At 60.3% G+C, this 26,634-nt stretch carries 22 protein-coding genes and 1 riboswitch; of the genes, 12 read left to right on the top strand and 10 right to left on the bottom strand.

Annotated elements, in window-relative coordinates:
- Positions 1-6 precede the first annotated feature (6 nt).
- Complete coding sequence (gene tkt / locus AC1RP7_RS05710) at positions 7-2,004, bottom strand: transketolase (protein WP_057712963.1); 1,998 nt, start codon at positions 2,002-2,004, stop codon at positions 7-9.
- A gap of 261 nt (positions 2,005-2,265) precedes the next feature.
- On the opposite strand from tkt, the gene AC1RP7_RS05705 reads away from it, so the two are divergent.
- The 4 genes from AC1RP7_RS05705 to AC1RP7_RS05690 all read left to right on the top strand — a co-directional run bounded on the left by AC1RP7_RS05705 (position 2,266) and on the right by AC1RP7_RS05690 (position 6,922).
- The gene (locus AC1RP7_RS05705) at positions 2,266-3,261 is read left to right on the top strand and encodes an ArsR/SmtB family transcription factor (RefSeq protein WP_057712962.1); all 996 of its coding nucleotides are present in this window, start codon (positions 2,266-2,268) and stop codon (positions 3,259-3,261) included.
- An 18-nt stretch (positions 3,262-3,279) separates the two neighbouring features.
- On the top strand, positions 3,280-4,470 hold the full coding sequence (gene metK / locus AC1RP7_RS05700) for a methionine adenosyltransferase (protein ID WP_008050251.1): 1,191 nt from the start codon (positions 3,280-3,282) through the stop codon (positions 4,468-4,470).
- A 281-nt stretch (positions 4,471-4,751) separates the two neighbouring features.
- Positions 4,752-6,431, top strand: a complete 1,680-nt coding sequence (gene ligB, locus AC1RP7_RS05695; RefSeq protein ID WP_493181348.1) for an NAD-dependent DNA ligase LigB — start codon at positions 4,752-4,754, stop codon at positions 6,429-6,431.
- Positions 6,432-6,526: 95 nt separating this feature from the next.
- On the top strand, positions 6,527-6,922 hold the full coding sequence (locus AC1RP7_RS05690) for a DUF1090 domain-containing protein (RefSeq protein WP_493181349.1): 396 nt from the start codon (positions 6,527-6,529) through the stop codon (positions 6,920-6,922).
- 167 nt (positions 6,923-7,089) lie between these two features.
- Here the strand turns inward: AC1RP7_RS05690 and AC1RP7_RS05685 are convergent, their stop codons facing one another.
- A complete protein-coding gene (locus AC1RP7_RS05685; protein ID WP_057712959.1) occupies positions 7,090-7,539 on the bottom strand; it encodes a c-type cytochrome in 450 nt (149 codons plus the stop codon).
- A 128-nt stretch (positions 7,540-7,667) separates the two neighbouring features.
- On the opposite strand from AC1RP7_RS05685, the gene mltA reads away from it, so the two are divergent.
- Positions 7,668-8,852, top strand: a complete 1,185-nt coding sequence (gene mltA, locus AC1RP7_RS05680) for a murein transglycosylase A (protein ID WP_493181350.1) — start codon at positions 7,668-7,670, stop codon at positions 8,850-8,852.
- 116 nt (positions 8,853-8,968) lie between these two features.
- Here the strand turns inward: mltA and AC1RP7_RS05675 are convergent, their stop codons facing one another.
- Both AC1RP7_RS05675 and AC1RP7_RS05670 read right to left on the bottom strand, forming a co-directional pair.
- Positions 8,969-9,352: an MAPEG family protein gene (locus AC1RP7_RS05675; RefSeq protein WP_057712957.1), complete on the bottom strand. Its 384-nt coding sequence runs from the start codon at positions 9,350-9,352 to the stop codon at positions 8,969-8,971.
- A 31-nt stretch (positions 9,353-9,383) separates the two neighbouring features.
- Complete coding sequence (locus tag AC1RP7_RS05670) at positions 9,384-10,217, bottom strand: EamA family transporter (protein ID WP_340312883.1); 834 nt, start codon at positions 10,215-10,217, stop codon at positions 9,384-9,386.
- Positions 10,218-10,534: 317 nt separating this feature from the next.
- Here AC1RP7_RS05670 and AC1RP7_RS05665 point away from each other — a divergent pair, with 317 nt between their 5' ends.
- The gene (locus tag AC1RP7_RS05665) at positions 10,535-11,704 is read left to right on the top strand and encodes an MFS transporter (protein ID WP_493181351.1); all 1,170 of its coding nucleotides are present in this window, start codon (positions 10,535-10,537) and stop codon (positions 11,702-11,704) included.
- Between the two features lie 3 nt (positions 11,705-11,707).
- Here AC1RP7_RS05665 and AC1RP7_RS05660 read toward each other — a convergent pair whose 3' ends face one another.
- Both AC1RP7_RS05660 and AC1RP7_RS05655 read right to left on the bottom strand, forming a co-directional pair.
- Complete coding sequence (locus tag AC1RP7_RS05660) at positions 11,708-12,604, bottom strand: formate/nitrite transporter family protein (RefSeq protein ID WP_057712954.1); 897 nt, start codon at positions 12,602-12,604, stop codon at positions 11,708-11,710.
- A gap of 154 nt (positions 12,605-12,758) precedes the next feature.
- Positions 12,759-13,160 carry an acyl-CoA thioesterase gene (locus tag AC1RP7_RS05655; protein ID WP_008019918.1) on the bottom strand — a complete coding sequence of 134 codons (402 nt, stop codon included), beginning with the start codon at positions 13,158-13,160 and terminating at the stop codon, positions 12,759-12,761.
- A 197-nt stretch (positions 13,161-13,357) separates the two neighbouring features.
- Positions 13,358-13,460, top strand: a riboswitch (S-adenosyl-L-homocysteine riboswitch).
- 23 nt (positions 13,461-13,483) lie between these two features.
- Here AC1RP7_RS05655 and ahcY point away from each other — a divergent pair.
- The 4 genes from ahcY to rhlE2 all read left to right on the top strand — a co-directional run bounded on the left by ahcY (position 13,484) and on the right by rhlE2 (position 18,996).
- A complete protein-coding gene (gene ahcY, locus AC1RP7_RS05650; RefSeq protein WP_090451894.1) occupies positions 13,484-14,893 on the top strand; it encodes an adenosylhomocysteinase in 1,410 nt (469 codons plus the stop codon).
- Positions 14,894-15,051: 158 nt separating this feature from the next.
- On the top strand, positions 15,052-15,897 hold the full coding sequence (gene metF, locus AC1RP7_RS05645) for a methylenetetrahydrofolate reductase [NAD(P)H] (protein ID WP_150815197.1): 846 nt from the start codon (positions 15,052-15,054) through the stop codon (positions 15,895-15,897).
- Between the two features lie 192 nt (positions 15,898-16,089).
- On the top strand, positions 16,090-16,905 hold the full coding sequence (locus AC1RP7_RS05640; protein ID WP_218494713.1) for a substrate-binding periplasmic protein: 816 nt from the start codon (positions 16,090-16,092) through the stop codon (positions 16,903-16,905).
- A 222-nt stretch (positions 16,906-17,127) separates the two neighbouring features.
- The gene (gene rhlE2, locus AC1RP7_RS05635; protein WP_090451898.1) at positions 17,128-18,996 is read left to right on the top strand and encodes an RNA helicase RhlE2; all 1,869 of its coding nucleotides are present in this window, start codon (positions 17,128-17,130) and stop codon (positions 18,994-18,996) included.
- A gap of 178 nt (positions 18,997-19,174) precedes the next feature.
- Here rhlE2 and AC1RP7_RS05630 read toward each other — a convergent pair whose 3' ends face one another.
- From AC1RP7_RS05630 to AC1RP7_RS05620, 3 genes are all read right to left on the bottom strand, one after another.
- Positions 19,175-19,762, bottom strand: coding sequence for a YceI family protein (locus tag AC1RP7_RS05630; RefSeq protein ID WP_493181352.1), 588 nt, complete (start codon positions 19,760-19,762; stop codon positions 19,175-19,177).
- 32 nt (positions 19,763-19,794) lie between these two features.
- The gene (locus tag AC1RP7_RS05625) at positions 19,795-20,346 is read right to left on the bottom strand and encodes a cytochrome b (RefSeq protein ID WP_057712948.1); all 552 of its coding nucleotides are present in this window, start codon (positions 20,344-20,346) and stop codon (positions 19,795-19,797) included.
- 1,127 nt (positions 20,347-21,473) lie between these two features.
- Positions 21,474-23,222 carry a flavin monoamine oxidase family protein gene (locus tag AC1RP7_RS05620; protein ID WP_493181353.1) on the bottom strand — a complete coding sequence of 583 codons (1,749 nt, stop codon included), beginning with the start codon at positions 23,220-23,222 and terminating at the stop codon, positions 21,474-21,476.
- Positions 23,223-23,445: 223 nt separating this feature from the next.
- Between AC1RP7_RS05620 and AC1RP7_RS05615 the strand changes: the two genes are divergently transcribed.
- Both AC1RP7_RS05615 and AC1RP7_RS05610 read left to right on the top strand, forming a co-directional pair.
- Entirely contained in the window at positions 23,446-24,852 is a 1,407-nt protein-coding gene (locus AC1RP7_RS05615; protein ID WP_090451904.1) for an adenosylmethionine--8-amino-7-oxononanoate transaminase, read from the top strand.
- 149 nt (positions 24,853-25,001) lie between these two features.
- Positions 25,002-25,721 carry a 16S rRNA (uracil(1498)-N(3))-methyltransferase gene (locus AC1RP7_RS05610; RefSeq protein WP_090451906.1) on the top strand — a complete coding sequence of 240 codons (720 nt, stop codon included), beginning with the start codon at positions 25,002-25,004 and terminating at the stop codon, positions 25,719-25,721.
- Between the two features lies 1 nt (position 25,722).
- Here the strand turns inward: AC1RP7_RS05610 and AC1RP7_RS05605 are convergent, their stop codons facing one another.
- Positions 25,723-26,625 (bottom strand): transporter substrate-binding domain-containing protein, encoded by a 903-nt coding sequence (locus AC1RP7_RS05605; protein WP_218494709.1) that lies wholly within the window; start codon positions 26,623-26,625, stop codon positions 25,723-25,725.
- Positions 26,626-26,634: the final 9 nt, after the last annotated feature.

Genomic DNA, 26,634 nt, shown 5'->3' with positions numbered 1-26,634 from the left:
TTGTGCTTAGTCTTCCAGCAGCTCTTCAGCCTGACCCAGGATGTTTTCCAGGGTGAAGCCGAACTCTTCGAACAAGGCCGGCGCAGGCGCCGACTCGCCGTAGGTGGTCATGCCGATCACGCGGCCTTCCAGGCCCACGTACTTGTACCAGTAGTCCGCGTGGGAAGCTTCGATGGCGATACGGGCGCTGACCTGCAACGGCAGGACCGATTGCTTGTAGCCGGCGTCCTGGGCATCGAACACGCTGGTGCACGGCATGGAAACCACACGCACCTTGCGGCCCTGCTCGGTCAGTTTGTCGAAGGCCTGAACGGCCAGGCCGACTTCCGAGCCGGTGGCGATCAGGATCAGCTCAGGCTCGCCTGCGCAGTCCTTCAACACGTAACCGCCACGCGCGATCTCTTCGATCTGGATCGCATTGCGGGTTTGGTGTTGCAGGTTCTGACGCGAGAAGATCAGGGCCGAAGGACCGTCCTTGCGCTCCAATGCGCACTTCCAGCTCACCGCCGATTCAACGGCGTCGGCTGGGCGCCAGGTATCGAGGTTCGGCGTGCAGCGCAGGCTGGCCAGTTGCTCGATTGGCTGGTGAGTCGGACCGTCTTCGCCCAGACCGATGGAGTCGTGGGTGTAGACGTGGATCACCCGCTGTTTCATCAGGGCCGACATGCGCACCGCGTTACGCGCGTATTCCATGAACATCAGGAAGGTCGCGCCGTATGGCACCAGGCCGCCGTGCAGCGCCACGCCGTTCATGATCGCCGTCATGCCGAATTCACGCACGCCGTAGTACATGTAGTTGCCGCTGGCATCTTCGGCGGTAACACCTTTGCAACCTTTCCACAGGGTCAGGTTGGAACCGGCCAGGTCAGCCGAACCGCCGAGGAACTCAGGCAGCAACGGGCCGAACGCATTCAGCGCGTTCTGGCTGGCTTTACGGCTGGCGATGGTTTCGCCCTTGGCCGCCACTTCGGCGATATAGGCCGAGGCTTTTTCGCTGAAGTCAGCTGGCAGGTCACCGCTCAGACGACGCACCAGTTCGTTGGCTTCAGTCGGGAACGCGGCGGAGTAAGCAGAGAAACGCTGGTCCCACTCGGCTTCAACAGCGCGACCGGCTTCCTTGGCGTCCCACTCGGCATAGATATCGGCCGGGATTTCGAACGGGCCGTGATTCCATTTCAGCGCCGCACGGGTCAGGGCGATTTCCGCGTCACCCAGCGGGGCGCCGTGGCAATCTTCCTTGCCTTGCTTGTTCGGAGAACCGAAACCGATGGTGGTCTTGCAGCAGATCAGGGTTGGCTGCTCGCTTTTACGTGCAGTGTCGATCGCCGTCTTGATCTCTTCCGGGTCGTGACCGTCGACATTGCGGATCACTTGCCAGTTGTAGGACTCAAAACGCTTCGGGGTGTCGTCGGTGAACCAGCCTTCGACTTCGCCATCGATGGAGATGCCGTTGTCATCGTAGAAGGCGATCAGCTTGCCCAGGCCCAGGGTACCGGCCAGGGAAGCGACTTCGTGGGAAATGCCTTCCATCATGCAGCCATCACCCAGGAACACATAGGTGTGGTGATCGACGATGTTGTGGCCAGGACGGTTGAACTGCGCCGCCATGACTTTTTCAGCCAGGGCAAAACCCACGGCGTTGGCCAGGCCCTGGCCCAGTGGACCGGTGGTGGTTTCTACACCCGGGGTGTAGCCGAGTTCCGGGTGGCCCGGGGTGCGGCTGTGCAGTTGACGGAACTGCTTGAGGTCATCGATCGACAGGTCGTAGCCGGTCAGGTGCAACAGTGAGTAGATCAGCATCGAGCCGTGGCCGTTGGACAGCACGAAGCGGTCACGGTCGGCAAACGATGGATTGCTCGGGTTGTGCTTGAGGTAGTCGCGCCAAAGTACTTCGGCGATATCTGCCATACCCATAGGGGCACCGGGATGGCCGCTGTTGGCTTTTTGCACGGCATCCATGCTGAGGGCACGAATGGCGTTGGCACGCTCACGACGGCTAGGCATCGCTGTTCTCCTGGGGGCTTGATTAAAACGAAACGGAAAAAAGGCGAGCATTTTCCCTCACCGGGCCGCCTCGGGGCAATGACAGATAGTCATCTGAAGGCGTTTTTCCAATGGATAACGACGTATTCGCCTGGTGAAACCTTTCCGCCGTCCGATTGTTGACAAAAGCTAACGTCGAGAAGTGCCATCTATCGAGCAATATCAAAACTTTTTGATATTGCTCTTGCGATACCTTCGACCCGTGACTAGACTGCCGGCCTTATGAATTTACGCGTGCCCTCCATTCAACATGACGATTGCGATGAGCTGGCGGCCTTGTGCAAGGCTGGCGGCGATCCCCTGCGGTTGAATGTCTTGCGCGCACTGGCCAATGACTCGTTCGGCGTACTGGAACTGGCGCAGATCTTCGGCATCGGCCAGTCAGGCATGAGCCACCACCTCAAGGTACTGGCACAGGCCGACCTGGTGGCAACGCGCCGCGAAGGCAACGCGATTTTCTACCGTCGCGCGCTGCCCCACACCGAACTGCTGGGCGGCAAACTGCACGCAGCATTGCTCGAAGAAGTGGACAACCTGACGCTGCCGACCGACGTACAGTCGCGCATCACCCAGGTCCATGGGCAACGTGCGGCGGCCAGCCAGGATTTTTTCTCAAGGGTTGCGGAGAAGTTTCGCGCCCAGCAAGACTTGATCGCCGGTCTGCCGCAATACCGCGAAAGCGTGGTGGCCCTGCTCGACAAGCTGAGCTTCGACAAAGACGCCACGGCCATTGAAGTCGGCCCCGGCGATGGCGCATTCCTGCCGGACCTGGCGCGCCGCTTCGCGCAAGTCACGGCGCTGGATAACAGTAGCGCGATGCTCGAACTGGCGCGCCAGGTCTGCGAACGCGACAAGCTGACTAACGTTAGCCTGCAACTGGCCGATGCATTGAACGGCGTCAGCCTCAAGGCCGATTGCGTGGTACTGAACATGGTGCTGCACCATTTTGCCGCACCGGCCGATGCGCTCAAGCACATGGCCCATTTGCTGCAACCAGGCGGTAGCCTGTTAGTGACAGAGTTATGTAGCCACAACCAGAGTTGGGCCAAGGAGGCCTGCGGTGATCTCTGGCTGGGGTTTGAACAGGACGATCTGGCCCGTTGGGCCACCGCTGCGGGACTCGTTCCCGGGGAAAGCCTCTATGTAGGCTTACGTAATGGTTTCCAGATCCAGGTCCGCCATTTTCAGCGACCGGCTGGCGACACTCACCATCGGTAATTTCAGGAAAACATCGAGATGAGCGAATACTCCCTTTTCACCTCCGAGTCCGTGTCTGAAGGGCATCCGGACAAAATCGCCGACCAGATTTCTGATGCGGTGCTGGACGCCATCATTGCTGAAGACAAGTTCGCCCGTGTGGCGTGCGAGACTCTGGTGAAAACGGGCGTGGCGATCATCGCCGGCGAAGTCACCACTTCCGCCTGGGTTGATCTGGAGCAGATCGTTCGTGACGTGATCACCAACATCGGCTACACCAGCTCCGACGTCGGCTTCGACGGCGCGACCTGCGGCGTGATGAACATCATCGGCAAGCAGTCCCCTGACATCAACCAGGGTGTCGACCGTGCAAAGCCTGAAGATCAGGGCGCCGGCGACCAGGGCCTGATGTTCGGCTACGCCAGCAATGAAACCGACGTGCTGATGCCTGCACCGATCACCTTCTCGCACCAACTGGTGCAGCGCCAGGCTGAAGCCCGTAAATCAGGCCTGCTGCCTTGGCTGCGCCCGGACGCCAAGTCGCAAGTGACCTGCCGTTACGAAAACGGCAAGGTTGTCGGTATCGACGCCGTCGTTCTGTCGACCCAGCACAACCCGGAAGTGTCGTACAACGACCTGCGCGAAGGCGTGATGGAGCTGATCGTCAAGCACGTGCTGCCTGCCGAACTGCTGAGCAAGGACACCCAGTTCCACATCAACCCGACCGGCCAGTTCATCATCGGCGGCCCAGTGGGTGACTGCGGTCTGACCGGTCGCAAGATCATCGTCGACAGCTACGGCGGCATGGCCCGTCACGGCGGTGGCGCGTTCTCCGGTAAAGATCCATCGAAGGTTGACCGTTCGGCGGCCTACGCCGGTCGTTACGTGGCCAAGAACATCGTTGCCGCCGGCCTGGCCGAGCGTTGCGAGATTCAGGTGTCCTACGCCATCGGTGTTGCCCAGCCGACTTCGATCTCGCTGAACACCTTCGGCACCGGCAAGATCAGCGATGACAAGATCGTCAAACTGGTCCGCGAAGTGTTCGACCTGCGTCCATACGCGATCACCACCATGCTCGACCTGCTGCACCCGATGTATCAGGAAACCGCTGCGTACGGCCACTTCGGTCGCACCCCGGCGACCAAGACCGTTGGTGACGACACCTTCACCACGTTCACTTGGGAAAAAACCGACCGCGCCGACGCCCTGCGTTCTGCTGCCGGCCTGTAAGGTTCCCCCGCAACACCCGAAGCCCCGCACGGTTCGCGCCCTGCGGGGCTTTTTATTGCCTTGTGCTTGAAACCGCGTGGCCGCCTTCGCGAGCAGGCTCGCTCCCAGAGTTGATCTTTGGTGTGACAAAGACCCGTGGGCAAACGCAATTCCCTGTGGGAGCGAGCTTGCTCGCGATGAGGCCAGCACAACCACCAGAAATACCCGGCAAAACACCCCCTCGCTGCGCCAACTGATACTGACCTAGCCTTCACGCACCTCACCGAGCAAGGACGCTCAAGATGCTTCCCGACCTGCGCCTGTTTTTCGCCGCTCTACTGACCTTCGCCTACCTGACCGCCAGCGCCGCCGAGTGCCCGGAATGGCCAGCCGAACTCGCCCGGAACGAAGTCGGCAAACTGCAACAACAAATCGACCTCTGGGACGACAGCTATCACCGCCAGGGACGCTCACTGGTCGCCGATGAACTCTACGACCAGTCCCGTGCGCGACTCACCCAATGGCGCCACTGCTTTAACCTGAGCCCGCCCGCAGACCCCTTGCGCACTGCGCGCGGCACACTGCCCCACCCCATCGCCCACACGGGTCTGGACAAACTGCACGATCAGCCCGCCGTGGAAAAATGGCTGCGTGACCGGGTGGATGTCTGGGTCCAGCCTAAAATCGATGGCGTGGCGGTGACCCTGGTTTACCGCAGCGGCCTGTTGGCCCAGGCAATCAGCCGCGGCGACGGCGAAAGCGGCCAGGACTGGACGGTTCCTGCGCGGCAGATTCCGGCCATCCCACAACAGCTATCGCATGCCCGGGACTTGATCGTGCAAGGCGAACTGTATTGGCGCCTGACCGATCATGTGCAGGCCCGAGCCGGTAGCCTCAATGCTCGTGGCTCGGTGGCCGGTCTGATGGCACGCAAGGTCTTGAGCGCCGAACAGGCCGCCGGCATCGACCTGTTTGTCTGGGACTGGCCCCAAGGACCGGCGAGCGTACCCGAGCGTGCCGCGGTGCTGACTGCGCTGGGCTTCCCGAGTACCACTGCATACAGCCAGCCCATCGCCTCCGTCATTGATGCCGAACGCTGGCGCGAGCACTGGTATCGTTCCCCCTTGCCCTTTGCCAGCGACGGCATCGTCCTGCGCCAGAATCAGCGCCCAGCCGCCGAACGCTGGCAGGCCAGGTCACCCTACTGGGCCATCGCCTGGAAATACCCCTTCGCCCAGACACTGGCCGAAGTCCGCCAGGTTCACTTCAAAATCGGCCGGACCGGGCGGATCACTCCGGTTCTTGAACTGACCCCGGTAAAGCTCGATGACCGGCAGATCAAGCACGTCAGCGTCGGTTCGTTGCAACGCTGGCAGACGCTGGACATCCGCCCGGGTGACCAGGTCGCCATCAGCCTGGCCGGGCTGACCATTCCCAGGCTCGATAGGGTTGTATTGCGCAGCAGCGAACGCGCCGAATTGAACGCGCCGCGGGCAGAGGACTTTCATTCATTGAGTTGCTGGCAACCGACTCCGGGCTGTGAGAGCCAGTTTCTTGCGCGCCTGACCTGGCTCAGCAGCAAACAAGGCCTGGCGCTGCCCAATGTGGGTCCGGGCACCTGGGAAAAACTTCTTGCAACAGGTCGGCTGAACGGTCTGTTGGATTGGTTGACCCTCGATGCCCAAGAGCTTGCTACCATTGACGGTTTCGGCGAGCGCAGCGCGGCTCGTCTTGCAGACAGCTTCAACCGAGCCCGGCAACGCCCGTTCGCGCACTGGCTGAAAGCCTTGGGATTGCCGCCGACAGGTCAGGCGCATCTCGGCGATTCATGGCTGGTACTGGCGCAGCGAGACATCGAACAATGGCGGGCCGAGGCCGATATCGGGCCAGGGCGCGCGGCGCAACTGAGCGCTTTTTTCCGCGATCCGCAGGTACTGGGCTTGAGTGAAACGTTACGTGATGCGGGGATTGACGGCTTTTAGTTGTCGGCCCTGCGCCCAGCGGGAACCACAAGGGACCGCTGGGCTCCAACAGCCATTGCCACAGTGGTCTGCTTGCTTTCCTACATGGAGCTTTTATGAAATTTCTTTCACCGCTCGCCCTGTTGACCCTTTGCAGCGTGCTGGCCACCCCGTTGATGGCGGACGAGGAAGCGCCGGGGCTGACCGGTTGCGCCGCCAAGAAGCAAGGCATCGTCAACCAGATCGAATTGGCCAAGGTCCGCGGCAACGCCGACCAGCAGGCAGGCCTGGAAAAGGCCTTGAGCGAAGTCGAAGCGAACTGCACCGACGCCTCGCTGAAGAAGGAACGGGAAAACAAGGTGCTCGACGCCAAGCACGAAGTCAGCAAGCGTCAGGCAGACCTCGACAAGGCCATGAGCAAAGGCGATCCCGACAAGATCAACAAGCGCAAAGAAAAACTCGCCGATGCCCGCAAGGAATTGCAGAACGCACTCGATGAGTTGGATAAGTAACGCAGCAGTTTTTTTGTGGCGAGGGGGCTTGCCCCCGTTGGACTGCGAAGCAGTCCCAAAATCGCTGAACCGAACTCAGTCAGATATACCTGACAGTTCAAACAAACGACGGCTACGCCGTCGAACGGGGGCAAGCCCCCTCGCCACAGGTCATGCGTAGCGCCGAATCAATGATCCCGAAACGCCTTATGACAAGCACTGCAAGCATCTTCGACTTTCTGTACCGCCGGCCCCAGGTTGCTGGCCTTGTAGGGTTGGACCTGGCTGGCGATCACCAATTCACCGGTGGCGCTTTCAAGGTCGCGGGCCATTGCCTGAAAGCGTGTCTGTTGCTCCCAGACATCGCTCTTGGCGCTGGTGTGATCCTCCTCGCGCACTTGCGGAAAATGCTGCCACGGCTCACGGGACAACGCATCGAGTTTCACCGCACCTTCGGCGAACTTCGGGCCATCGAAGGCAATGCGCCCACGCAACATACCGCCCAGGTCTTCGCCAGTCTTGAGCATCTGCTTGAAAATGGCCTTGCGCTGGCCGAGCGGCGAGTTGGGGTCGATACCGCCACAAGCGGACAGCGTCAGGCAGGCCAGCAATACAACAGAAAGTCTTTTAAGAGTCATGGTGGCTTCAGGTCACGGGAAACGGCGGCCAGTATCCTCGCGTCATCGGCAAAGACCAATAGCCCTATTATCAATAAGGGTTGCTTGAGTGCATGGAGCGCTCAGGCAACCGGCAAAGGAACCACTCCATGAACAGCCGTTTCAAGGCATGGCGTCACAGCCTGGCCTGGACCCTGCCGATGGTGGCCCTGCTCGCAGGCTGCACCGGTGGCGACAACCAACAACCGAAAACCCACGCCCTGGCCACCTACTCCAGCGCCACATGGGAAGCGCTGCCGGCAGTGTCCGACAGCGACCTGGTCGCCGGTTTCGGTTCCTGGCGCAGCGCCTGTACCCGACTCAAGGCCGATCCGGTCTGGGGTGGCACCTGCGCAGCGGCTGTCAACGTGCCGCAAACCGCCAGCGACATTCGCGGTTTTCTCAAACAGAACCTCGATGTCTATGGCCTGCGCGCCGCCAACGACAACCCCAACGGCCTGATCACCGGCTACTACGAACCGGTCTATCCCGGGAGCCTGACCCAGACCAGCGCTGCCAATGTCCCGGTCTATGGCGTCCCCGAGGACATGATCATCGTCGCCCTCGACAGCATTTACCCGGAACTCAAGGGCAAGCGCCTGCGCGGTCGACTCGAAGGTCGCGTGCTCAAGCCATACGACGATGCGGCAGCCATCGAAAGCAAAGGGGTCAATGCGCCGGTCGTGGCCTGGCTGACCGATCCGATGAACCTGCAGTTCCTGCAAATCCAGGGTTCGGGTCGTATCCAGCTCGACAATGGTCGCCAGTTGCGCATTGCCTACGCCGATCAGAACGGCCACCCGTATCGACCGATCGGCCGCTGGCTGGTGGAACAGGGCGAACTGAAAAAAGAAGACGTGACCATGGGCGCCATCAGCAGCTGGGCCAAGGCCAATCCATCGCGGATTCCCGAACTGCTCGGCAGCAACCCCAGCTATGTGTTCTTCACCCGCAACCCGGACAGCAACGAAGGTCCGCGCGGCTCGCTGAACGTACCGTTGACCGCCGGTTACAGCGCCGCAGTGGATCGCAAGGTGATTCCGCTGGGCAGCCTGTTGTGGCTGTCCACCACCAGACCGGACGGCACGGCCCTGGTTCGCCCCGTGGCAGCACAGGACACCGGCGGCGCCATTGCCGGCGAGGTTCGGGCGGATCTGTTCTGGGGCACCGGGGATGCGGCCGGGCAACTGGCCGGGGACATGAAACAGCAGGGGCAGATCTGGATGCTCTGGCCCAAAGGCGCGACGTTGCCGCAAGTGCCGCAGGTGGCGGATGCCGAGAAGACCAAGCCCTGAGGCGAGTGTTGACCGTTAGATAGCTTTCGCGAGCAGGCCCGCTCCTACACTGGAACGCACACTCCTGTGGGAGCGAGCTTGCTCGCGATGAGGCCGGCAAAAACCCTGAAGATCTGTCAGGCTGACACCACAAAGAAACTCACGATCAACCCCATCCCCACGAACCACATCAACGACCGCAGCGTCGCCCAGTCCGCCAGATAGCAAATGATGTAGAGCAGCCGGCTGGTAATGAACAGCACGGCCAGCACATTGATCGTCACCAGTTCGGCATTACCGGCCAGATGCGCCACGATCACCGCCGCAGCGAACGCCGGGGTCACTTCAAAACTGTTCAGTTGCGCCGCATTCGCGCGCCTGCCCAAGCCTTCCAGCGAATCGAGAAAGTCCCGGGGATCATGGTTGTCTCTCAACCTGAACCCGCCACTGATCTTGGCCACGCCCACACACACATACGGCAGGAAAATCGCGATCAAAATGCACCACAGAGCAACCGTCATAAAGCAGTCCCTTCTTCACGTTTCAGAACAGTCAAAATTTCATGACCAATATACCGATCAGCACCAGCCCACAGGCCAAGAGGCGCGGCCCGCCAAAAGGCTCTTTCAGGTAACGCATGCCAAACAGCACTACCAGAATTACGCTGATCTCGCGCAACGCCGCCGCTTCTGCAATCGAGCCCAGCTGCATCGCCCACAGCACCAGAGCGTAGCTGAACAACACGCAGAACCCGACGGCCAGGCCCAGTCGCCACTGCTCGCGCCAGAACAACATGAACGCGGGTCGTTTGCGCACCAACGCCAACAGCGGAAACGGCCAGGCACTGAGCAAGGTGACCCAGACCAGATAGTCCAGTGGATGGGACCAGCGCCGCAATGCCTGCCCGTCAATGTAGGTGTAGCAACCGATGCACAGGCCGATCAGCGCCACCACCGGCAACATCGACCAGGGCAAACGCGCACCACCGCCGCCCTGCCAGAGCAGGCACAGCATGCCGAACGGGATCAACAGGATTCCGAAAATCTGCTGATGGGTCAGCACTTCCCCGGCAAAGATCAGCGTCAGCGCCAGCACCACCAACGGTGACAGGCCGCGCATCAATGGATAGACCAGCCCGAGGTCGCCGACCCGATAGGCCTGGATCAGCAAATAGCGATAGAGCAACTCGAACGCCGCCGACGCCAGGATCCACGGCCAGATCTCCAGTGGCGGCACGTTCAGGAACGGCAGCATCAGCACGACAAAGAGCAGCGCCACGCTGTCCATGCAGGCCACTACCAACAACCGCTCCGCACTGAACTTGATCAGGGTATTCCACGCCGCATGCAACAGCGCCGCCACCAACACCAACGCCGTCGCAAGCACGGCCTACTCCTTTTGTTGTCTCCACGATCCCCGTAGGAGCGAGCTTGCTCGCGAAAAATGTGAGGGCACCGCAGCCAACCGGTGAATACACGTCTTCGTTCACGTTCATCGCGAGCGAGCTCGCTCCTACAGGGGCCGGGTAGAGAATTGATTCGCCATATTTCACTGTCTGTTTATACTGCAAGCGACCACGCCGCACTCAGTTGCGCACAAACTAATTCCAATAAAAATCCTGCCCGGCCCGCTCTCGTCGAGAACGGTCGTCGGCCTGCGTATGCCTGATCACAGCGTCAAGACTACCGACAGAGACCTTGCGCATGCCACTCGCTTTGCTTGCCCTCGCCGTTGCCGCCTTCGGCATCGGCACCACCGAATTCGTCATCATGGGTCTTTTGCCCGATGTCGCCCGCGACCTCGGCGTGAGCATTCCCGACGCCGGATTACTGATCACCGGCTACGCCCTGGGCGTGGTGTTCGGTGCACCGATCCTCGCGGTCGGCACCGCCAACATGCCGCGCAAGGCCACGTTGTTGGGCATGACGCTGATGTTCATCCTCGGCAACATGCTCTGCGCGCTGGCGCCAAACTACGCCACGCTGATGGCCGCGCGCGTGATCACGGCACTGTGCCACGGCGCATTTTTCGGCATTGGTTCGGTGGTGGCCGCCGGGCTGGTGGCCCCCAACAAAAGGGCTCAGGCGATTGCCATGATGTTCACCGGCCTGACCCTGGCCAACGTGCTCGGCGTGCCACTGGGTACCGCACTCGGGCAATACGCAGGCTGGCGCTCGACCTTCTGGGCTGTGTCGGTGATCGGGGTGCTGGCGGCGATTGCGCAATGGGTCTGGCTGCCGAAAAACATCGCGATGGATAAAGCCAACCTGGCCAGCGAGTTCAAGGTACTGGGCAAGGCCAACGTACTGCTGGCCCTGGGCATGAGTGTACTGGCCTCGACCAGCCTGTTCAGTGTGTTCACTTACATTGCGCCGATCCTGCAGGACATCACCGGTGTCAGCCCCCACGGCGTCACCATCATGCTGCTGTTGTTCGGTGTGGGCTTGACCGCCGGCAGCATGCTCGGTGGTCGTCTGGCGGACAGCCGCTTGCTGCCTTCGCTGGTGGGCATGGCGCTGGCGGTGCTGGTGGTACTGGCGGCATTCACGCAAACCAGTCACTCGGTCATCCCGGCGGCCATCACACTGGTGTTGTGGGGGACGTTTGCCTTTGCCTTGTGCCCGATCCTGCAACTGCTGATCATCGATCAGGCCTTTGAGGCACCAAACCTGGGTTCGACCTTGAACCAGAGCGCCTTCAACCTCGGCAACGCCGCCGGGGCATGGATTGGCGGGCTGGTTGTGGCCAGCGGTGCCGATCTGGCGGACTTGCCCTGGACCGGTGCACTGGTCAGCGGACTGACCGTGCTGACCGCACTGTTTTTCATCTATCGCCAGCGTCGCGGTGCGGCTGCACTTGAAGCGGTGGGCTGAGGATCAGCTTGATGGTTTTTTGATTTTCTGCGGATCGGGCGCTTCGCTCTGATCCGTAGATTTTTTCGGCGGCCCGCTTTCGCTGCGAATCTGCGCATGGCTGATCAGCGCGAAAATAAAACTGCCACCGATGATGTTCCCCGCCAGCGTCGGCCCGGCGAACACCAGCCAGAAATCACTCCACGGCAACTCGCCGGCAAATACCAGATACGAAACCTCCAGCGAACCGACCACGATGTGGGTGAAATCCCCCAGCGCCATGAGGTAGGTGATGAGGATGATGATCCACATCTTTGCGCTCTCCATGGACGGGATCATCCAGACCATGGTGGCGATCATCCATCCGGAAATGATGCCCTTGGCGAACATCTGGCTGGCGTGGTTTTCCATGACCTTGCGGCCGATATCGAGGAAGGCGACATCGGTCTTGCTGTCGAAAATCGGCAGTTCCAGCATCACGTATGCCACCAGCAAGGTGCCACAGAGGTTGCCGACCAGCACCACCGTCCACAGCCGTAGCAGCCGGCCGAAGTTGGCCAGCGTCGGTTTGGTCATTACCGGCAACACGGCAGTCAGGGTGTTTTCGGTGAACAGTTGCTGACGAGCGAGGATCACCGCGAGGAAACCGGCGCAATAACCGAAACTCGCGATCACCTTGAATCCTTCGCCATCCGGAAGACGTGAATTGAGCAAGCCCATGCCCATCAGCGACAGCCCCATGGTCAACCCCGCCGCGAGCGCCGACCACCACAACGCGGCAATGCTGCGCTCCAGTTCCTGGTCGCCCTGGGTACGGATGATCTCGTGCAGCACCGCGGCACGGGGTGGCTGGCTCTTTTCGACTTCGTGCTCTTCTTGCGCCGAAAGGTTCGGGGTCTTGCCGTCTTGTGCCGAGTTCATGGGATGCGCAACCGGTGGCGGGCTATTCAGCTATGACCTGTGCAGCAGGGATTCCGTTCTGTAGGAGCGAGCCTGCTCGCGATGGACTTGAGAGCACCACTGGGTGTCAGGTACCCAGTGTTATCGTTAACGACCATCGCGAGCAGGCTCGCTCCTACACGCTGGCGTCGTCCTTGAACTGGTCCTTGACGTACTTGATCTCGGTCCGGCCGTGAGGCGCCGGCAAGCCGTCTTCACCGAGGTTCACGAACACCATTTTTTCAACGGTGAGGATGCTCTTGCGGGTGATCTTGTTGCGCACCTCGCACGTCAGGGTGATCGAAGTGCGGCCGAACTCGGTCGCCGTGATGCCCAGTTCGATGATGTCGCCCTGGCGCGAGGCGCTGACGAAATTGATTTCTGAAATGTACTTGGTGACCACACGCTGGTTGCCCAACTGAACGATGGCGTAGATCGCCGCCTCTTCGTCGATCCAGCGCAGCAGGCTACCGCCGAACAGCGTGCCGTTAGGGTTGAGGTCTTCGGGTTTTACCCATTTGCGGGTGTGGAAATTCATGTTCACTCCTGAGCGTCTTGCCGAATGATGCCGACCATCATGGCAGAGCCCGACCTAGAGCTCTATTGAGCATCGTCTATGGTCTCGATTACCGTTCGGACATTGACCGACAGAAACGCTTTGGAAGATCGGCATAGCCCGCTATAATCGCCACCGTTTCAAAACGGTCATCTTCAATTGCTACCGTTTCCCGCCACCTGTCCGAGGGGCGCTGCAGCAGGTTTGACCTGTCAGGCTCGGATGGGGCGTTGCCTGGCCTTCACTGGCTGGACACTAAACGCACAACGGCGCCCATTCGCATACATTACGAATGGAGGCTCTTCATGAGCGCTGTTATCACGCCTGCAGATTTTAACGATTACAAAGTTGCCGACATGTCCCTGGCTGCCTGGGGCCGTCGCGAAACCATCATCGCCGAATCCGAAATGCCAGCCCTGATGGGTCTGCGCAACAAGTATTCCGCCGAGCAACCGCTCAAGGGCGCGAAGATCCTCGGCTGCATCCACATGACCATTCAGACTGCCGTGCTGATCGAAACCCTGGTTGCCCTGGGTGCCGAAGTACGCTGGTCGTCCTGCAACATTTTCTCGACTCAGGACCAGGCTGCTGCTGCCATCGCCGCTGCCGGCATCCCGGTTTTCGCCTGGAAAGGTGAAACCGAACAAGAGTACGAGTGGTGCCTGGAGCAGACCATCCTCAAAGATGGCGCGCCTTGGGATGCCAACATGATCCTCGACGACGGCGGTGACCTGACCGAGCTGCTGCACAAGAAGTACCCACAGGTTCTGGACCGCGTCCACGGCGTGACCGAAGAAACCACCACCGGCGTTCACCGCCTGCTGGACATGCTGGCCAAGGGCGAGCTGAAAATCCCGGCCATCAACGTCAACGACTCGGTGACCAAGAGCAAGAACGACAACAAGTACGGCTGCCGTCACAGCCTGAACGATGCGATCAAGCGCGGCACCGACCACCTGCTGTCCGGCAAGCAAGCGCTGGTCATCGGCTACGGCGACGTGGGCAAGGGTTCGGCCCAGTCCCTGCGTCAGGAAGGCATGATCGTCAAGGTTTCCGAAGTCGACCCGATCTGCGCCATGCAAGCCTGCATGGACGGTTTCGAAGTGGTTTCGCCGTTCATCGACGGTATCAACAACGGAACTGAAGCAAGCATCGACAAGGCATTGCTGGGCAAGATCGACCTGATCGTGACCACCACCGGTAACGTCAATGTTTGCGACTCGAACATGCTCAAGGCCCTGAAGAAGCGTGCCGTTGTCTGCAACATCGGCCACTTCGACAACGAAATCGACACCGCTTTCATGCGCAAGAACTGGGCATGGGAAGAAGTGAAGCCGCAGGTTCACAAGATCCACCGTACCGGCGCTGGCGATTTCGACCCACAGAACGACGACTACCTGATCCTGCTGGCCGAAGGCCGTCTGGTTAACCTGGGTAACGCCACCGGCCACCCGAGCCGCATCATGGACGGTTCGTTCGCCAACCAGGTTCTGGCCCAGATCTTCCTGTTCGGCCAGAAGTACGCCGACCTGTCGCCAGCCCAGAAAGCCGAGCGCCTGACCGTTGAAGTACTGCCGAAGAAACTCGACGAAGAAGTGGCCCTGGAAATGGTCCGTGGCTTCGGCGGCGTAGTGACTCAACTGACCAAGACCCAGGCCGACTACATCGGCGTAACCGTTGAAGGTCCGTTCAAGCCGCACGCCTACCGCTACTGATAGACCGGCTTTTCCTGTGTAGGAGCGAGCTCGCTCGCGATGGACGTCAACGATAACGCGTGCTGTCTGGATGAACGCGTTGCCTTGATGTTTTTCGCGAGCAAGCTCGCTCCTACAGGGGGCCAGCGTCCGCCTTATGAGTTTCCAAGGATATGACCATGTCCCAAGATCGTCGCTACAGCTTCGAGTTCTTCCCTACGAAGACCGATGCTGGGCATGAAAAGCTGCTCGCCACTGCTCGCCAGCTGGCCATCTACAACCCCGATTTCTTCTCCTGCACCTACGGCGCCGGCGGTTCGACCCGCGATCGCACGCTGAACACCGTGCTGCAGCTCGAAAGCGAAGTCAAAATCCCTGCCGCTCCGCACCTGTCCTGCGTGGGCGATAGCAAGGACGACCTGCGCGGCCTGCTGGCCCAGTACAAGGCTGCCGGCATCAAGCGTATCGTCGCCCTGCGCGGTGACCTGCCTTCGGGCATGGGCATGGCCAGCGGTGAGTTGCGCCACGCCAATGACCTGGTTGAATTCATTCGTGAAGAAACCGGTGATCATTTCCACATCGAAGTCGCCGCTTACCCGGAAATGCATCCGCAAGCGCGCAATTTCGAAGACGATGTGGCCAACTTCGTGCGCAAGGCCAACGCTGGCGCCGACAGCGCGATCACCCAGTACTTCTTCAACGCCGACTGCTATTTCTACTTCGTCGAACGCGTGCGGGCGCTGGGCGTGAACATCCCGATCGTGCCGGGCATCATGCCGATCACCAACTACAGCAAGCTGGCGCGCTTCTCCGATGCCTGCGGTGCGGAAATCCCACGCTGGATCCGCAAGCAACTGGAAGCCTATGGCGACGACACCCAGAGCATTCAGCGCTTTGGCGAACAGGTCATCACCGAGATGTGCGAACAACTGCTGCAGGGTGGCGCTCCAGGGCTGCACTTCTACACGCTGAACCAGGCTGAAGCGAGCCTGGCGGTGTGGAACAACCTGAAGTTGCCGCGTTAAAAAGTCGTTGAAGCACGATTAAAAGATCGCAGCCTGCGGCAGCGCCTACAACGGAATGTCAAATCCCGTAGGCGCTGTCGCAGGCTGCGATCTTTTGCTTTCAACGCACTATTAATGTGCGCCAATCCACGGAGTTAGAGCATCTGCGGTCAGTTTCTGGCTCTTTCCGGTTTCTCGTCGTAATCTCAGCCTATGCCTTTGATCACGCAGTTAATCGCCGTGCTTGTCTTCACTTGCCTGAGCTTCGCCGCCCGGGGCGAGAAGCTGCGCATTGTCACGGAGCCTTGGGCGCCCTATGTGTACGAAGACAACGGCAAATCCCTGGGCCTGGACTACGAAACCACCGCCATTGTTTTCAAGCGCCTGGGCATCGAAGTGGAGTGGCAGTTCCTGCCATGGAAACGCTGCTTGTCGATGCTTGAAACAGGCCAGGCCGACGGCGCCCTGGACATCTTTCACAGCGACGAACGCGAAGCGACGCTGCTCTACCCCAGCGAACCGCTCTCGGAAGTCCAGTTCGTGATGTTCTACGCCAATGACCGGCCCCACCCGTTTCGCAGCCTCGAAGACTTGCGCGGCCTGACCATCGGCACCTCGCCGGGTTACCTGTACAGCAAGGACTTCAGCGATTCGACGCTGTTCACCCGCGAGCCGGCCCCCACCCATGAAGCCAACTTCGGCAAACTGGTACGCGGGCGAATTGACCTGCTGATCACCGACCGCCGGGTCGGCCAGCATTTGCTCGACGAACTGGGCATCCGCGACAAGATCACCGAAAACCCCACGGTCATCAGCCAGCAAAGCCAGTTTCTCGCGGTGCGGCGCAATGCGGGCATGGATCTGCTGGTGCAGCGTTTCGGCGCCGAACTCAAGCGCTTCAAGCGCGAGCCCGCCTACGCTGAACTGAGCGCCCGCTACGGCGCGGAACCGGCAGCCAGCGTGAAGTCTGAAAAGGCCACGGCCGCCACGGAAAAAACCGTTGAGCAGCAGGAAAGCGGCGCGCAGTGATAGCTCTGTTATACTCCGGCCTTCCCGCCAGGCTCACGCCCGGACGCTCGGAATCGTTAAAGGCATCTCAACCCCGCTACTGCGCAGCTTTCAGCCCGCGCGAGCGCTTGCAGACGAGCCTTCGAAACCCAGCAGGACCGGACGGGATTGCGTCCTCTTAAACGCCATTCGCGCCAGGCAAGACTCCCATTGGGCCAAGCCCTAACTAGAACAGGATTACTCATGTCCTTTGCTTCCCTCGGTCTCTCCGAGGCTTTAGTCCGCGCCATCGAGGCGGCGGGCTATACCGAGCCTACTCCGGTGCAACAGCGGGCCATTCCCGCCGTGTTGCAAGGTCGCGACCTGATGGTCGCGGCACAGACAGGTACTGGTAAAACCGGCGGTTTCGCCCTTCCGATCCTGGAGCGGTTGTTCCCCAACGGTCATCCGGACAAGTCCCAACGTCACGGCCCGCGCCAACCGCGCGTACTGGTCCTGACCCCGACTCGCGAACTCGCCGCGCAAGTGCATGAAAGCTTCAAGGTCTATGCCCGTGACTTGAAGTTCGTCAGCGCCTGCATCTTCGGCGGTGTCGGCATGAACCCGCAGGTTCAGGCCATGTCCCGCGGCGTAGACGTGCTGGTGGCCTGCCCTGGCCGCCTGCTCGACCTGGCCGGCCAAGGCAGCGTCGATCTGTCCCACGTGGAAATCCTCGTGCTGGACGAAGCCGACCGCATGCTCGACATGGGCTTCGTCCATGACGTGAAAAAGGTCCTGGCCCGTCTGCCGGCCAAACGCCAGAACCTGCTGTTCTCGGCGACCTTCTCCAAGGACATCACCGACCTCGCCGGCAAGCTGCTGCACAACCCGGAACGCATCGAAGTCACGCCGCCAAACACCACGGTCGAGCGTATCGAACAGCGCGTATTCCGCCTGCCGGCCAGCCACAAGCGCGCCTTGCTGGCCCACCTGATCACCGCTGGCGCCTGGGAACAGGTACTGGTGTTCACCCGCACCAAGCACGGCGCCAACCGCCTGGCCGAGTACCTGGACAAGCACGGCCTGAGCGCCGTCGCGATCCACGGCAACAAGAGCCAGAACGCCCGCACCAAAGCCCTGGCCGACTTCAAGGCCGGCACTGTGCGCATCCTGGTGGCCACCGATATCGCCGCCCGCGGCCTGGACATCGACCAGTTGCCACATGTGGTCAACTTCGAACTGCCGAATGTCGATGAAGACTACGTGCACCGTATCGGTCGTACCGGCCGTGCCGGTCGTTCGGGCGAGGCGATTTCGCTGGTAGCCCCGGACGAAGAAAAACTGCTGAAAAGCATCGAACGCATGACCAAGCAGAAAATCGCCGACGGCGACCTGATGGGCTTCGATGCAAGCACCATCGAGGCGGAAAAGCCTGAAGTGCGCGAGCGTCCGGACATGCGCAACCCGCGCAATCCACGTGGCCCGCGCGGCGACGGTCCGAACGGCAGCGGTGGCGGCGGTGGTCGCAAGGACAAAGGCAAGGACAAGGGCAAGGAAAAACCGGCCGGCGAACGCGGCGAGCGCCCTGCCCGTCAGCAGAAACCACGTGAAGGCACTCCGGCTCGCGAACAGCGTCCGTCGCAGCCTCCTCGTGCCGCCGCTGACCGCGCCCCGGACGAGTTCCTGGACGACGATATCGATAACTTCGGCAACCGCGTCGACTACGTGCCGCAACAGAAGCCCGCGCAAGGCCGTGGCCGTCGCCCGGGTGCTCCGGCACAAGGCACCGCGGCAGGTTCGGGTGCTCCACGCTCCGGCAAGCCACAAGGTCGCCAGAACGGTCCCCGCAACAGCGATGGCGCCAGCACCGGCACTCCGCCAGCCAAGCGTAACGGCCCTCGCAGTGGCGCACCGCGCGACGGCCAGGCCCGTCGCGAAGATTCGCGCAATCGCCGTCCGGCCCGTGACGACCAGCCACGTTCGGAACCTGCCGTGCAGAACCCGCGTGGCCCGGCGCCGAAGATCATGCACAAGGAGTCGAAGGCGGATCGCTTCCCGACACCTGAGCAGCTGGATCAACTGCCAAGCCGTCCTCGTGGTGAGAAACCAGCGCTGCTGACCCGCAATCGCTGAGTTATCGCTGCAATGAAAAATGCCCCGGTTCGAAAGAGCCGGGGCATTTTTTTGATCAGTGCAAAAACCTGTGGGAGCGAGCTTGCTCGCGATGGTCGTCAACGATAACCCTGGAAGCCTGATGCTCCGCGGCGTTCTCAGGTCTATCGCGAGCAGGCTCGCTCCTACAGTCTCAGCATTACTTCGCTTTTACACCTTCAAAGGTCACGTACATCTCAACCGCATCGGACGATGGGCCCAGGTCTTTCTGCTTGCCGAAGTCGGAACGCTTGAGGCTGAAAGTACCCTCGAAGCCTGCACGGTAGCCGCCCCATGGATCCTTGCCTTCACCCAGGAAAGTAGCCTTGACCACGATTGGTTTGGTTACACCGAGGATAGTCAGGTCGCCAGCTACATCGGCAGTGTCCTTGCCAGCGGCGTTTTTGCCGGTGGGTTTGACGCTGGTGGAAACGAACGTGGCTTTGCTGCCGTTCAGGAAGTCTTTGCTGGAGATGTGCTTGTCACGCTCGGCGTTGTTGGTGAAAACGCTGGCGGTGTTCACGTTGAACTCGATCTTGCTGTCTTCAGGCTTGGCAGCGTCGAAGCTGAACTTGCCGTCGATGTCCTTGAAAGTACCGGTGATGAAGCTGTAGCCCAGGTGGCTGATCTTGAAGTCAACGAAGGCGTGCTGGCCTTCTTTGTCGACCACGTAGTCAACGGCCATGGCGTTACCGGCGGACAACAGGGCGGAACTGATTGCCAGAGCGGCCAGAGTCTTTTTCAACATGCTTTGTTTTCCTTTGGAGTCGAGGTTGAACTTCAGGCTTTGCGACCCAGCATTCGCTTGAGGGTCACATCACGGTCGATAAAGTGGTGCTTCAATGCTGCCAACGCATGGAGGCCGGAAAAAATTACCAGCACCCACGCCAGGTAGAGGTGAATCACGCCAGCGGTATCTGCCTGGTCCGGCAGTCCGGATACCAGCGCAGGGACTTCAAACAAGCCAAACACCGGGATACCGACACCTTCGGCGGTGGAAATCAGGTAACCGGCAATCATCACAGCGAACAGACTGAGGTACAGAAAGCCATGGCCGAAATGGGCGCCCAAGCGCGTCATGCGGCTGTAGCTGGCCAGGGTTGGCGGCGGTGGGCTGATGAAGCGCCACAGCACCCGCAGCAGCATCACACCCAGCAACACCAGGCCGATACTCTTGTGCAGGTCCGGCGCGTCTTTGCGCCAGGTGCTGTAGTAGTCGAGCCCGACCATCCACAGCCCAAGCGCGAACAGACCGAAGACCGCCAGTGCCACAACCCAGTGAATGACGATACTGACCCAGCCATAGCGGGAGGTAGAGTTACGTAGCTGCATTGCCTAGATCCTGTAAGTGCTGGCCCAAGACTATCGAGTTATCTATCGAATTAAAGCGGAAAAATTTGCTTTGAAATATCGAAAAATGCGATCAAGAGTCTGAAGCCTGCGAGTTAAGGAAAGATTAAACGCGAAATTGTGAGAAAAAGTGAATACAAACCGGAGAACACCTGTATCAAAAGGTTTATTCGATTCTGGTCCAGGTTTTTCTCCAGGCAAAAAAAACGCGGCCCTTGAGCCGCGTTTTTTCGCCTGAACGTTGCTGAGTCTTGGTGTCAGTGGCCCCACTGCTCTCCGGTTCAACATTTTTGACCGGTGCCGTCCTGGCAGGCTCCGCCCTCCCCGATCCAGACACCTGATGGCTGCCGCTTCCTTGTCTGCTTCACGTAACCTTCAACGGTTTTTTTATTAAAGCGATACATATGTATCGCCATTTCCGTAGTTGAACTTGGTTCAACGTGGGTTCAACAGCTCATTGAACAATGAAAAAACATGGCCATTACATACACCCACTTTCAAGCAAGTAGCTCGCAGGCGCTCCCCCAATCAAATGATGTCGGCAGGATAGTAACTTATGTCCGGAAATTGACGATTTCGATTGGTGTTGCAAGCTGACGGAAATCTAGTCATTTACGATCAACGCACGGCGAATCTATGCTGGGCGCGCTTTGGATTCACCCCAGGGCGTCTTCCAAAAAAGAAGGCCACGTTAATAATCAGTGACATCTCCAGTAGAATCTCGACACACGCTAATTATGATAAAAACCTTGATTACTTAGGTCCTTGGAAAACCGGAGGCGGCTGAAAACAATCAGCATCGTACGGATTTATCTGGCATTTATAGGCCAATTCAGGGCTGCCCCCCTTAGGAAACCATTCGCTATTTACACAGCCAGAAAGTGCTATCAACATGATTACTACTGCTAGTGATTTCATATATCCTCCCGTTATCTGAAGAACATAAAGTCAAAGATCTGGAGCCAGCTATCATTTAGCTCCGAATCTTTTGTGAGAAGCTTCTGATGCATTGCAGCAGCATGTAGGACCGCACAGCCAAACCGGATGGTTGATATTTGATGGCAAAAAAAAGCGCGACCCTGGGGCCGCGCTTTTTTTACACCTGAACGTTACTGAGCCTTGGTCACAGTGTCCGTCGCAGGTTTGGCCGCTGGCTTCTTCGCCGTCTCGGCTTTCTTCACCGGAGCCTTGGCCGGGGCTTTTTTCGTTTCGGTCTTGGCTGGGGCCTTGGCCGGTGCCTTCTTCGCAGGCTCGGTTTTCACCGGTGCCACAGGCTTCGGTGGTTCGACCGGTGCCGGTGCAGCAATCGGTGCTGGAGCAGGTGCCGGAGTTGCCGGTACTACCGGCTCAGGTGCCTTGACTGGCTCTGGTTTCTTCTCGTCATCCGAGCCGCCGAACAGGTTGCTGAAGAAATTGCCTTTCTTCGCCACCACAGCACCAGCGCCCGCCGCTGCAGCGGCCGGACCCACTTTCGCCGGTTCGAACGACTTGCCTGCCGCCAGGTCTTCAACCTGGCTGGCCGCACGCTGGCCAGTACGCAGCGCGCCTTCCAGGGTGCCCGGGTACAGGGTGTCGGTGTGTTCGCCAGCGAAGGCTACGCGCTGAATCGGGCGCTCCCACAGGCGCCAGAACTTGCTGATCTGGCCCGGGCCGAAGGCCAGGTAGGCACCGCCAGTCGACGGGTCGGTGCTGTAGCGACGGATTTCATAACCGGTGAACGAACCACGGGCCTGTGGATAAAAAGCGTGCAGGCGAATCAGTACCTGATCGGCCATCTGCTTGTCGCCGAACGCCTGCATGACGCGGGCGTTGTCGCCGGACAGGTTGATCACCACGTTGGCACCGCCCTTCAGGGCAGGCTCGACCCACAACATCCCCAGGCCGGTGTTGCTGTAGATCTCGCCGGACATGCGCGCCTTGCTTTCCCACACCGGCGTCTTGAACTTGAGCATGATCTGGTCGCGCCAACCGTAGTTGGTGCCCTTGATCGCCGCCAGGTGCTGTGCGTCCAGCGCCGGGGTCATCTGGATCTTGTTCAGGGCGCGCAACGGCACAGCCAGCACCACGTAGTCGGCCTGGTAGCCGACGCTGCCGACCTTGACGGTGACGCCGTCCTTGTCCTGGCTGATGGCCGAGACCGGGGAAGCGGTCTTAATGGTTTTCAGCTGCTTGACGAAGGCCTGGGCCAGCACCGGGCTGCCACCGACCAGGCGCGAAGCACGCAGGTCACGATCGGAGACGCCACGGTAGACGCGGCTCTGCTGCGCGAAGTACAGCAGCGACAAGCGCGAAGGTTCGTCGTAGCGGGTACGGATCTGTTGGTTGATCAACTGGCGGGCAGTGGCCGGCAGGTTCTGCTTGTCGAGCCAGCTCGACACGTTGATCTGATCCAGCGCGTGCAGCGTGTTGTTGGCAGCCGGGTTCAGCGGGTCGTCGATCGAGCGCGCCAGATCGTCCACGGTTTTGTCGAAACGCTTGAGCGCCTCGGCGGTAGCTGGCTGCTTGGTCGCCAGATCGGCGGCGGAGAAATACTCGCCATCGATCAGGTAGCTTGGCGTCCGCACGAATTCAGGGGCTGGCGTGGTGCTCAGCTTGAAGTTCGAAACGTACTTGTTCAGCACCGGCTGGACCTTGTCGTTGCCGATCCACTCGCTGGTGGCCATGCCGGAACGGCCGCCCAGGCTCGACTTGGCTTCCAGCAGCGTGACCTGCCAGCCCTTGTTCTGCAGCTCGTACGCGGCAGTCAGGCCCGACAGGCCGCCGCCGATCACGATCGCGGTTTTATCCTTGGCCAGCGCAGACACGCTGAACAGCCCCAACATCACCAGCGCACAGGCGCGCAGCCAACCGACAGACATTCAGCGAACTCCGGAATCACACGAGGAAAACAGTAGTTTTTGCGAGCCAGACGGCTCAAGAGCCGCGAAGGATACGTCAGCCTTCAGACGCCCGCCAGCAACGTCTATCGGCCTGTACAAAGTAGCTCATTCGACACAATGGGTTGTCCCCGCGGCACGCATTGCATAGGCTTGCGCGATTGTTTGTCCGCGCAGGTAACGGACCGCCTCCAGGAGAGTGAAAATGGGCCTGAATAATCAGTGGATGCAACGCGATCTCGCCGTGCTGTGGCATCCCTGCACCCAGATGAAAGATCACGAACAACTGCCGCTGATCCCGATCAAGCGCGGGGAAGGCGTGTGGCTGGAAGACTTCGAAGGCAAGCGCTACCTCGATGCGGTCAGCTCCTGGTGGGTCAATGTGTTCGGACACGCCAACCCGCGGATCAACCAGCGCATCAAGGACCAGGTCGACCAGCTCGAACATGTGATCCTGGCCGGCTTCAGTCATCAACCGGTGATCGAGTTGTCCGAGCGCCTGGTGAAGCTGACGCCGGAAGGCCTGACCCGGTGCTTCTACGCCGATAACGGCTCGTCCTGCATCGAAGTCGCGCTGAAAATGAGCTTTCACTACTGGCTCAATCGCGGTCAGCCGAACAAGAAGCGCTTCGTCACCCTGACCAACAGCTACCACGGCGAAACCATGGCGGCGATGTCGGTGGGTGATGTGCCGCTGTTCACCGAGACCTACAAAGCGCTGTTGATGGACACCATCAAGGTGCCGAGCCCGGATTGCTACCTGCGCCCCGAAGGCATGAGCTGGGAAGAACACTCGCGCAACATGTTCGCCGCCATGGAGCAGACCCTGGCCGAAAACCACGACACGGTCGCGGCGGTGATCGTCGAGCCGCTGATCCAGGGCGCCGGTGGCATGCGCATGTACCACCCGGTGTACCTCAAATTGCTGCGAGAAGCCTGCGACCGCTACGGCGTGCACCTGATCCACGACGAAATCGCCGTCGGCTTCGGCCGCACCGGGACGATGTTCGCCTGCGAACAGGCCGGCATCCGCCCTGATTTCCTGTGCCTTTCCAAAGCCCTGACCGGCGGCTATCTGCCGCTGGCGGCGTGCATGACCACCGACGAAGTCTACAGCGCCTTCTACGACGACTATCCGACCCTGCGCGCCTTCCTGCACTCCCACAGCTACACCGGCAACCCGCTGGCGTGCGCGGCGGCCCTGGCGACCCTGGACATCTTCGAAGAAGACAACGTCATCGAGAACAACAAGGCCCTGGCGCAGCGCATGGCTACGTCGACGGCGCATCTGGTCGACCACCCGAACGTGTCCGAAGTGCGCCAGACGGGCATGGTGCTGGCCATCGAGATGGTCAAGGACAAGGCCAGCAAAGAGGCTTGGCCGTGGCAGGAACGTCGCGGCCTGAAGGTGTTCCAGCACGCCCTGGAGCGCGGTGCCTTACTGCGTCCATTGGGCAGCGTGGTGTATTTCCTGCCGCCGTATGTGATCACCCCGGAGCAGATCGACTTCCTTGCCGAAGTGGCCAGCGAAGGGATCGACATCGCGACCCGTGACAGCGTCAGCGTGGCGGTGCCGAAGGACTTCCACCCGGGGTTCCGTGATCCGGGCTGATGATGCGGTCAATGTGGGAGCGAGCTTGCTCGCGATAGCGGTCTTCCAGCCACCATCAATGGTGAATGTCAGATCGTCATCGCGAGCAAGCTCGCTCCCACAGAAGTCCCCACCGTTCCATGACCAACACCCTTTTTCAGAGACCCAGCATGAGACTGTCCCGCTTCTTCATCGACGCCCCCCTGAGCATCGGCGAGCACGAGTTGCCCGAAGCCCAGGCCCACTACATCAGCCGAGTGCTGCGCATGGCCGAGGGCGATGCGTTGCAGTTGTTCGACGGTTCGGGCCAGGAGTTTCGCGCCAGGCTGGTCGACGTCGGTAAAAAGCGCGTCGTGGTGCAGGTCGATGAATGCTTCGCCGGGCAGATCGAGTCGCCGCTGCAAATCCATCTCGGCCAGGGCCTGTCCCGGGGTGAACGCATGGACTGGGCGATCCAGAAAGCCACGGAACTGGGCGTCACTGAAATCACCCCGATCTTCACAGAGCGCTGCGAAGTCCGACTCAAGGACGAGCGCGCCGACAAACGCCTGCTGCACTGGCGCCAGGTGGCGATCAGCGCATGCGAACAGTGCGGGCGTTCAAGGGTGCCGGTGATTCATCCGCCGCTGTTGCTGACTGACTGGTTGAAGCAGACACAAGCCGAGTTGAAATTGGTGCTGCACCCGGTGGCCGAACCGTTGGTGAGCCACGCCAAACCTTCAAGTCTGGCATTCCTGATCGGCCCGGAGGGTGGTTTGTCCGATGCCGAAGTCGATCAGGCCAAGGCCGGCGGCTTCCACGCCGCCCGCCTCGGTCCACGGGTGTTGCGCACCGAAACCGCACCGGTTGTTGCACTGGCGGTGGCCCAGCAACTCTGGGGTGATTTCTAGGCTACTGCACCGGATCACTCACCGGTTTGGCAATGATCGCCTTGAGTTCGCTGGTCATCGGGAACTCAAGGTTCAAACCCTTCGGCGGGATCGGCTGCTCGAACCAGCGTTGGTAGATGCCATTGATCTCGCCCGAGCTGTACAGATCCGCCAACGCGCCGTTGACCAGCGCCAGGAACTGCGGATCGTCCTTGCGCACCATGCAGCTGTAGATCTCCCGCGATTGCTCCTCCCCGACCACCACCCACTTGTGCGGGTCATTGGCCTTGGCGCGCTCACCGTAGAGCAGCGCGTCGTCCATGTAGAACGCCGCCGCCCGGCCCGACTGCAGCATCTGGAAGGCTTCGCCGTGGTCCTTGGCGCTGATCACGAACATGTCGATCTTGTGATCAACGTTATAGCTTTTCAGGAAGCGCTCGTTGGTGGTGCCGGCGGTAGTCACCACGTTCTTGCCGCGCAGGTCAGCGAAATTCTTGATCCCGCTGTCCTTCGCGGTCAGCAACTGGCCTTTGACGTAGATGAAGCCATAGGAGAACGCCACCTGCTTCTGCCGTTCGGCGGTCACGCCGGTGGAGCCGCACTCCAGGTCAACGGTGCCGTTCTGCACCAGTGGAATGCGGGTCTGCGAGGTCACCAGGTTGTACTTCACCTTCAGGTCCGGCAGCGCCAGTTGCTGCTGGATACGCTCGACGATCTTGCCCGCCAGATCCACCGAGTAACCCATCGGCTTGCCGCTGTGATCACCCACGTAGGAGAACGGCACCGAAGCATCGCGATAGCCCAGGGTGATGCTGTTGGCGCTGGCGATCTTGCTCAGGGTGCCGGTCAGCGGCGCTTCATTGGCCTGAACCTGACTGCCGAGCAACAGGCCAAGCGTACAAGCGAGCAACGTGATTTTTTGCATTGTTATTCT

It is taken from the genome of Pseudomonas sp. GW822-FHT01E03 (assembly GCF_058802985.1).
This window is presented reverse-complemented; position numbering and strand designations above follow the sequence as displayed.

Bases quoted from the DNA above. Each gene is read 5' to 3' on its own strand.
- tkt (WP_057712963.1), bottom strand. From the start codon at position 2,004: ATGCCTAGCCGTCGTGAGCGTGCCAACGCCATTCGTGCCCTCAGCATG.
- AC1RP7_RS05705 (WP_057712962.1), top strand. From the start codon at position 2,266: ATGAATTTACGCGTGCCCTCCATTCAACATGACGATTGCGATGAGCTG.
- metK (WP_008050251.1), top strand. From the start codon at position 3,280: ATGAGCGAATACTCCCTTTTCACCTCCGAGTCCGTGTCTGAAGGGCAT.
- ligB (WP_493181348.1), top strand. From the start codon at position 4,752: ATGCTTCCCGACCTGCGCCTGTTTTTCGCCGCTCTACTGACCTTCGCC.
- AC1RP7_RS05690 (WP_493181349.1), top strand. From the start codon at position 6,527: ATGAAATTTCTTTCACCGCTCGCCCTGTTGACCCTTTGCAGCGTGCTG.
- AC1RP7_RS05685 (WP_057712959.1), bottom strand. From the start codon at position 7,539: ATGACTCTTAAAAGACTTTCTGTTGTATTGCTGGCCTGCCTGACGCTG.
- mltA (WP_493181350.1), top strand. From the start codon at position 7,668: ATGAACAGCCGTTTCAAGGCATGGCGTCACAGCCTGGCCTGGACCCTG.
- AC1RP7_RS05675 (WP_057712957.1), bottom strand. From the start codon at position 9,352: ATGACGGTTGCTCTGTGGTGCATTTTGATCGCGATTTTCCTGCCGTAT.
- AC1RP7_RS05665 (WP_493181351.1), top strand. From the start codon at position 10,535: ATGCCACTCGCTTTGCTTGCCCTCGCCGTTGCCGCCTTCGGCATCGGC.
- AC1RP7_RS05660 (WP_057712954.1), bottom strand. From the start codon at position 12,604: ATGAACTCGGCACAAGACGGCAAGACCCCGAACCTTTCGGCGCAAGAA.
- AC1RP7_RS05655 (WP_008019918.1), bottom strand. From the start codon at position 13,160: ATGAATTTCCACACCCGCAAATGGGTAAAACCCGAAGACCTCAACCCT.
- ahcY (WP_090451894.1), top strand. From the start codon at position 13,484: ATGAGCGCTGTTATCACGCCTGCAGATTTTAACGATTACAAAGTTGCC.
- metF (WP_150815197.1), top strand. From the start codon at position 15,052: ATGTCCCAAGATCGTCGCTACAGCTTCGAGTTCTTCCCTACGAAGACC.
- AC1RP7_RS05640 (WP_218494713.1), top strand. From the start codon at position 16,090: ATGCCTTTGATCACGCAGTTAATCGCCGTGCTTGTCTTCACTTGCCTG.
- rhlE2 (WP_090451898.1), top strand. From the start codon at position 17,128: ATGTCCTTTGCTTCCCTCGGTCTCTCCGAGGCTTTAGTCCGCGCCATC.
- AC1RP7_RS05630 (WP_493181352.1), bottom strand. From the start codon at position 19,762: ATGTTGAAAAAGACTCTGGCCGCTCTGGCAATCAGTTCCGCCCTGTTG.
- AC1RP7_RS05625 (WP_057712948.1), bottom strand. From the start codon at position 20,346: ATGCAGCTACGTAACTCTACCTCCCGCTATGGCTGGGTCAGTATCGTC.
- AC1RP7_RS05620 (WP_493181353.1), bottom strand. From the start codon at position 23,222: ATGTCTGTCGGTTGGCTGCGCGCCTGTGCGCTGGTGATGTTGGGGCTG.
- AC1RP7_RS05615 (WP_090451904.1), top strand. From the start codon at position 23,446: ATGGGCCTGAATAATCAGTGGATGCAACGCGATCTCGCCGTGCTGTGG.
- AC1RP7_RS05610 (WP_090451906.1), top strand. From the start codon at position 25,002: ATGAGACTGTCCCGCTTCTTCATCGACGCCCCCCTGAGCATCGGCGAG.
- AC1RP7_RS05605 (WP_218494709.1), bottom strand. From the start codon at position 26,625: ATGCAAAAAATCACGTTGCTCGCTTGTACGCTTGGCCTGTTGCTCGGC.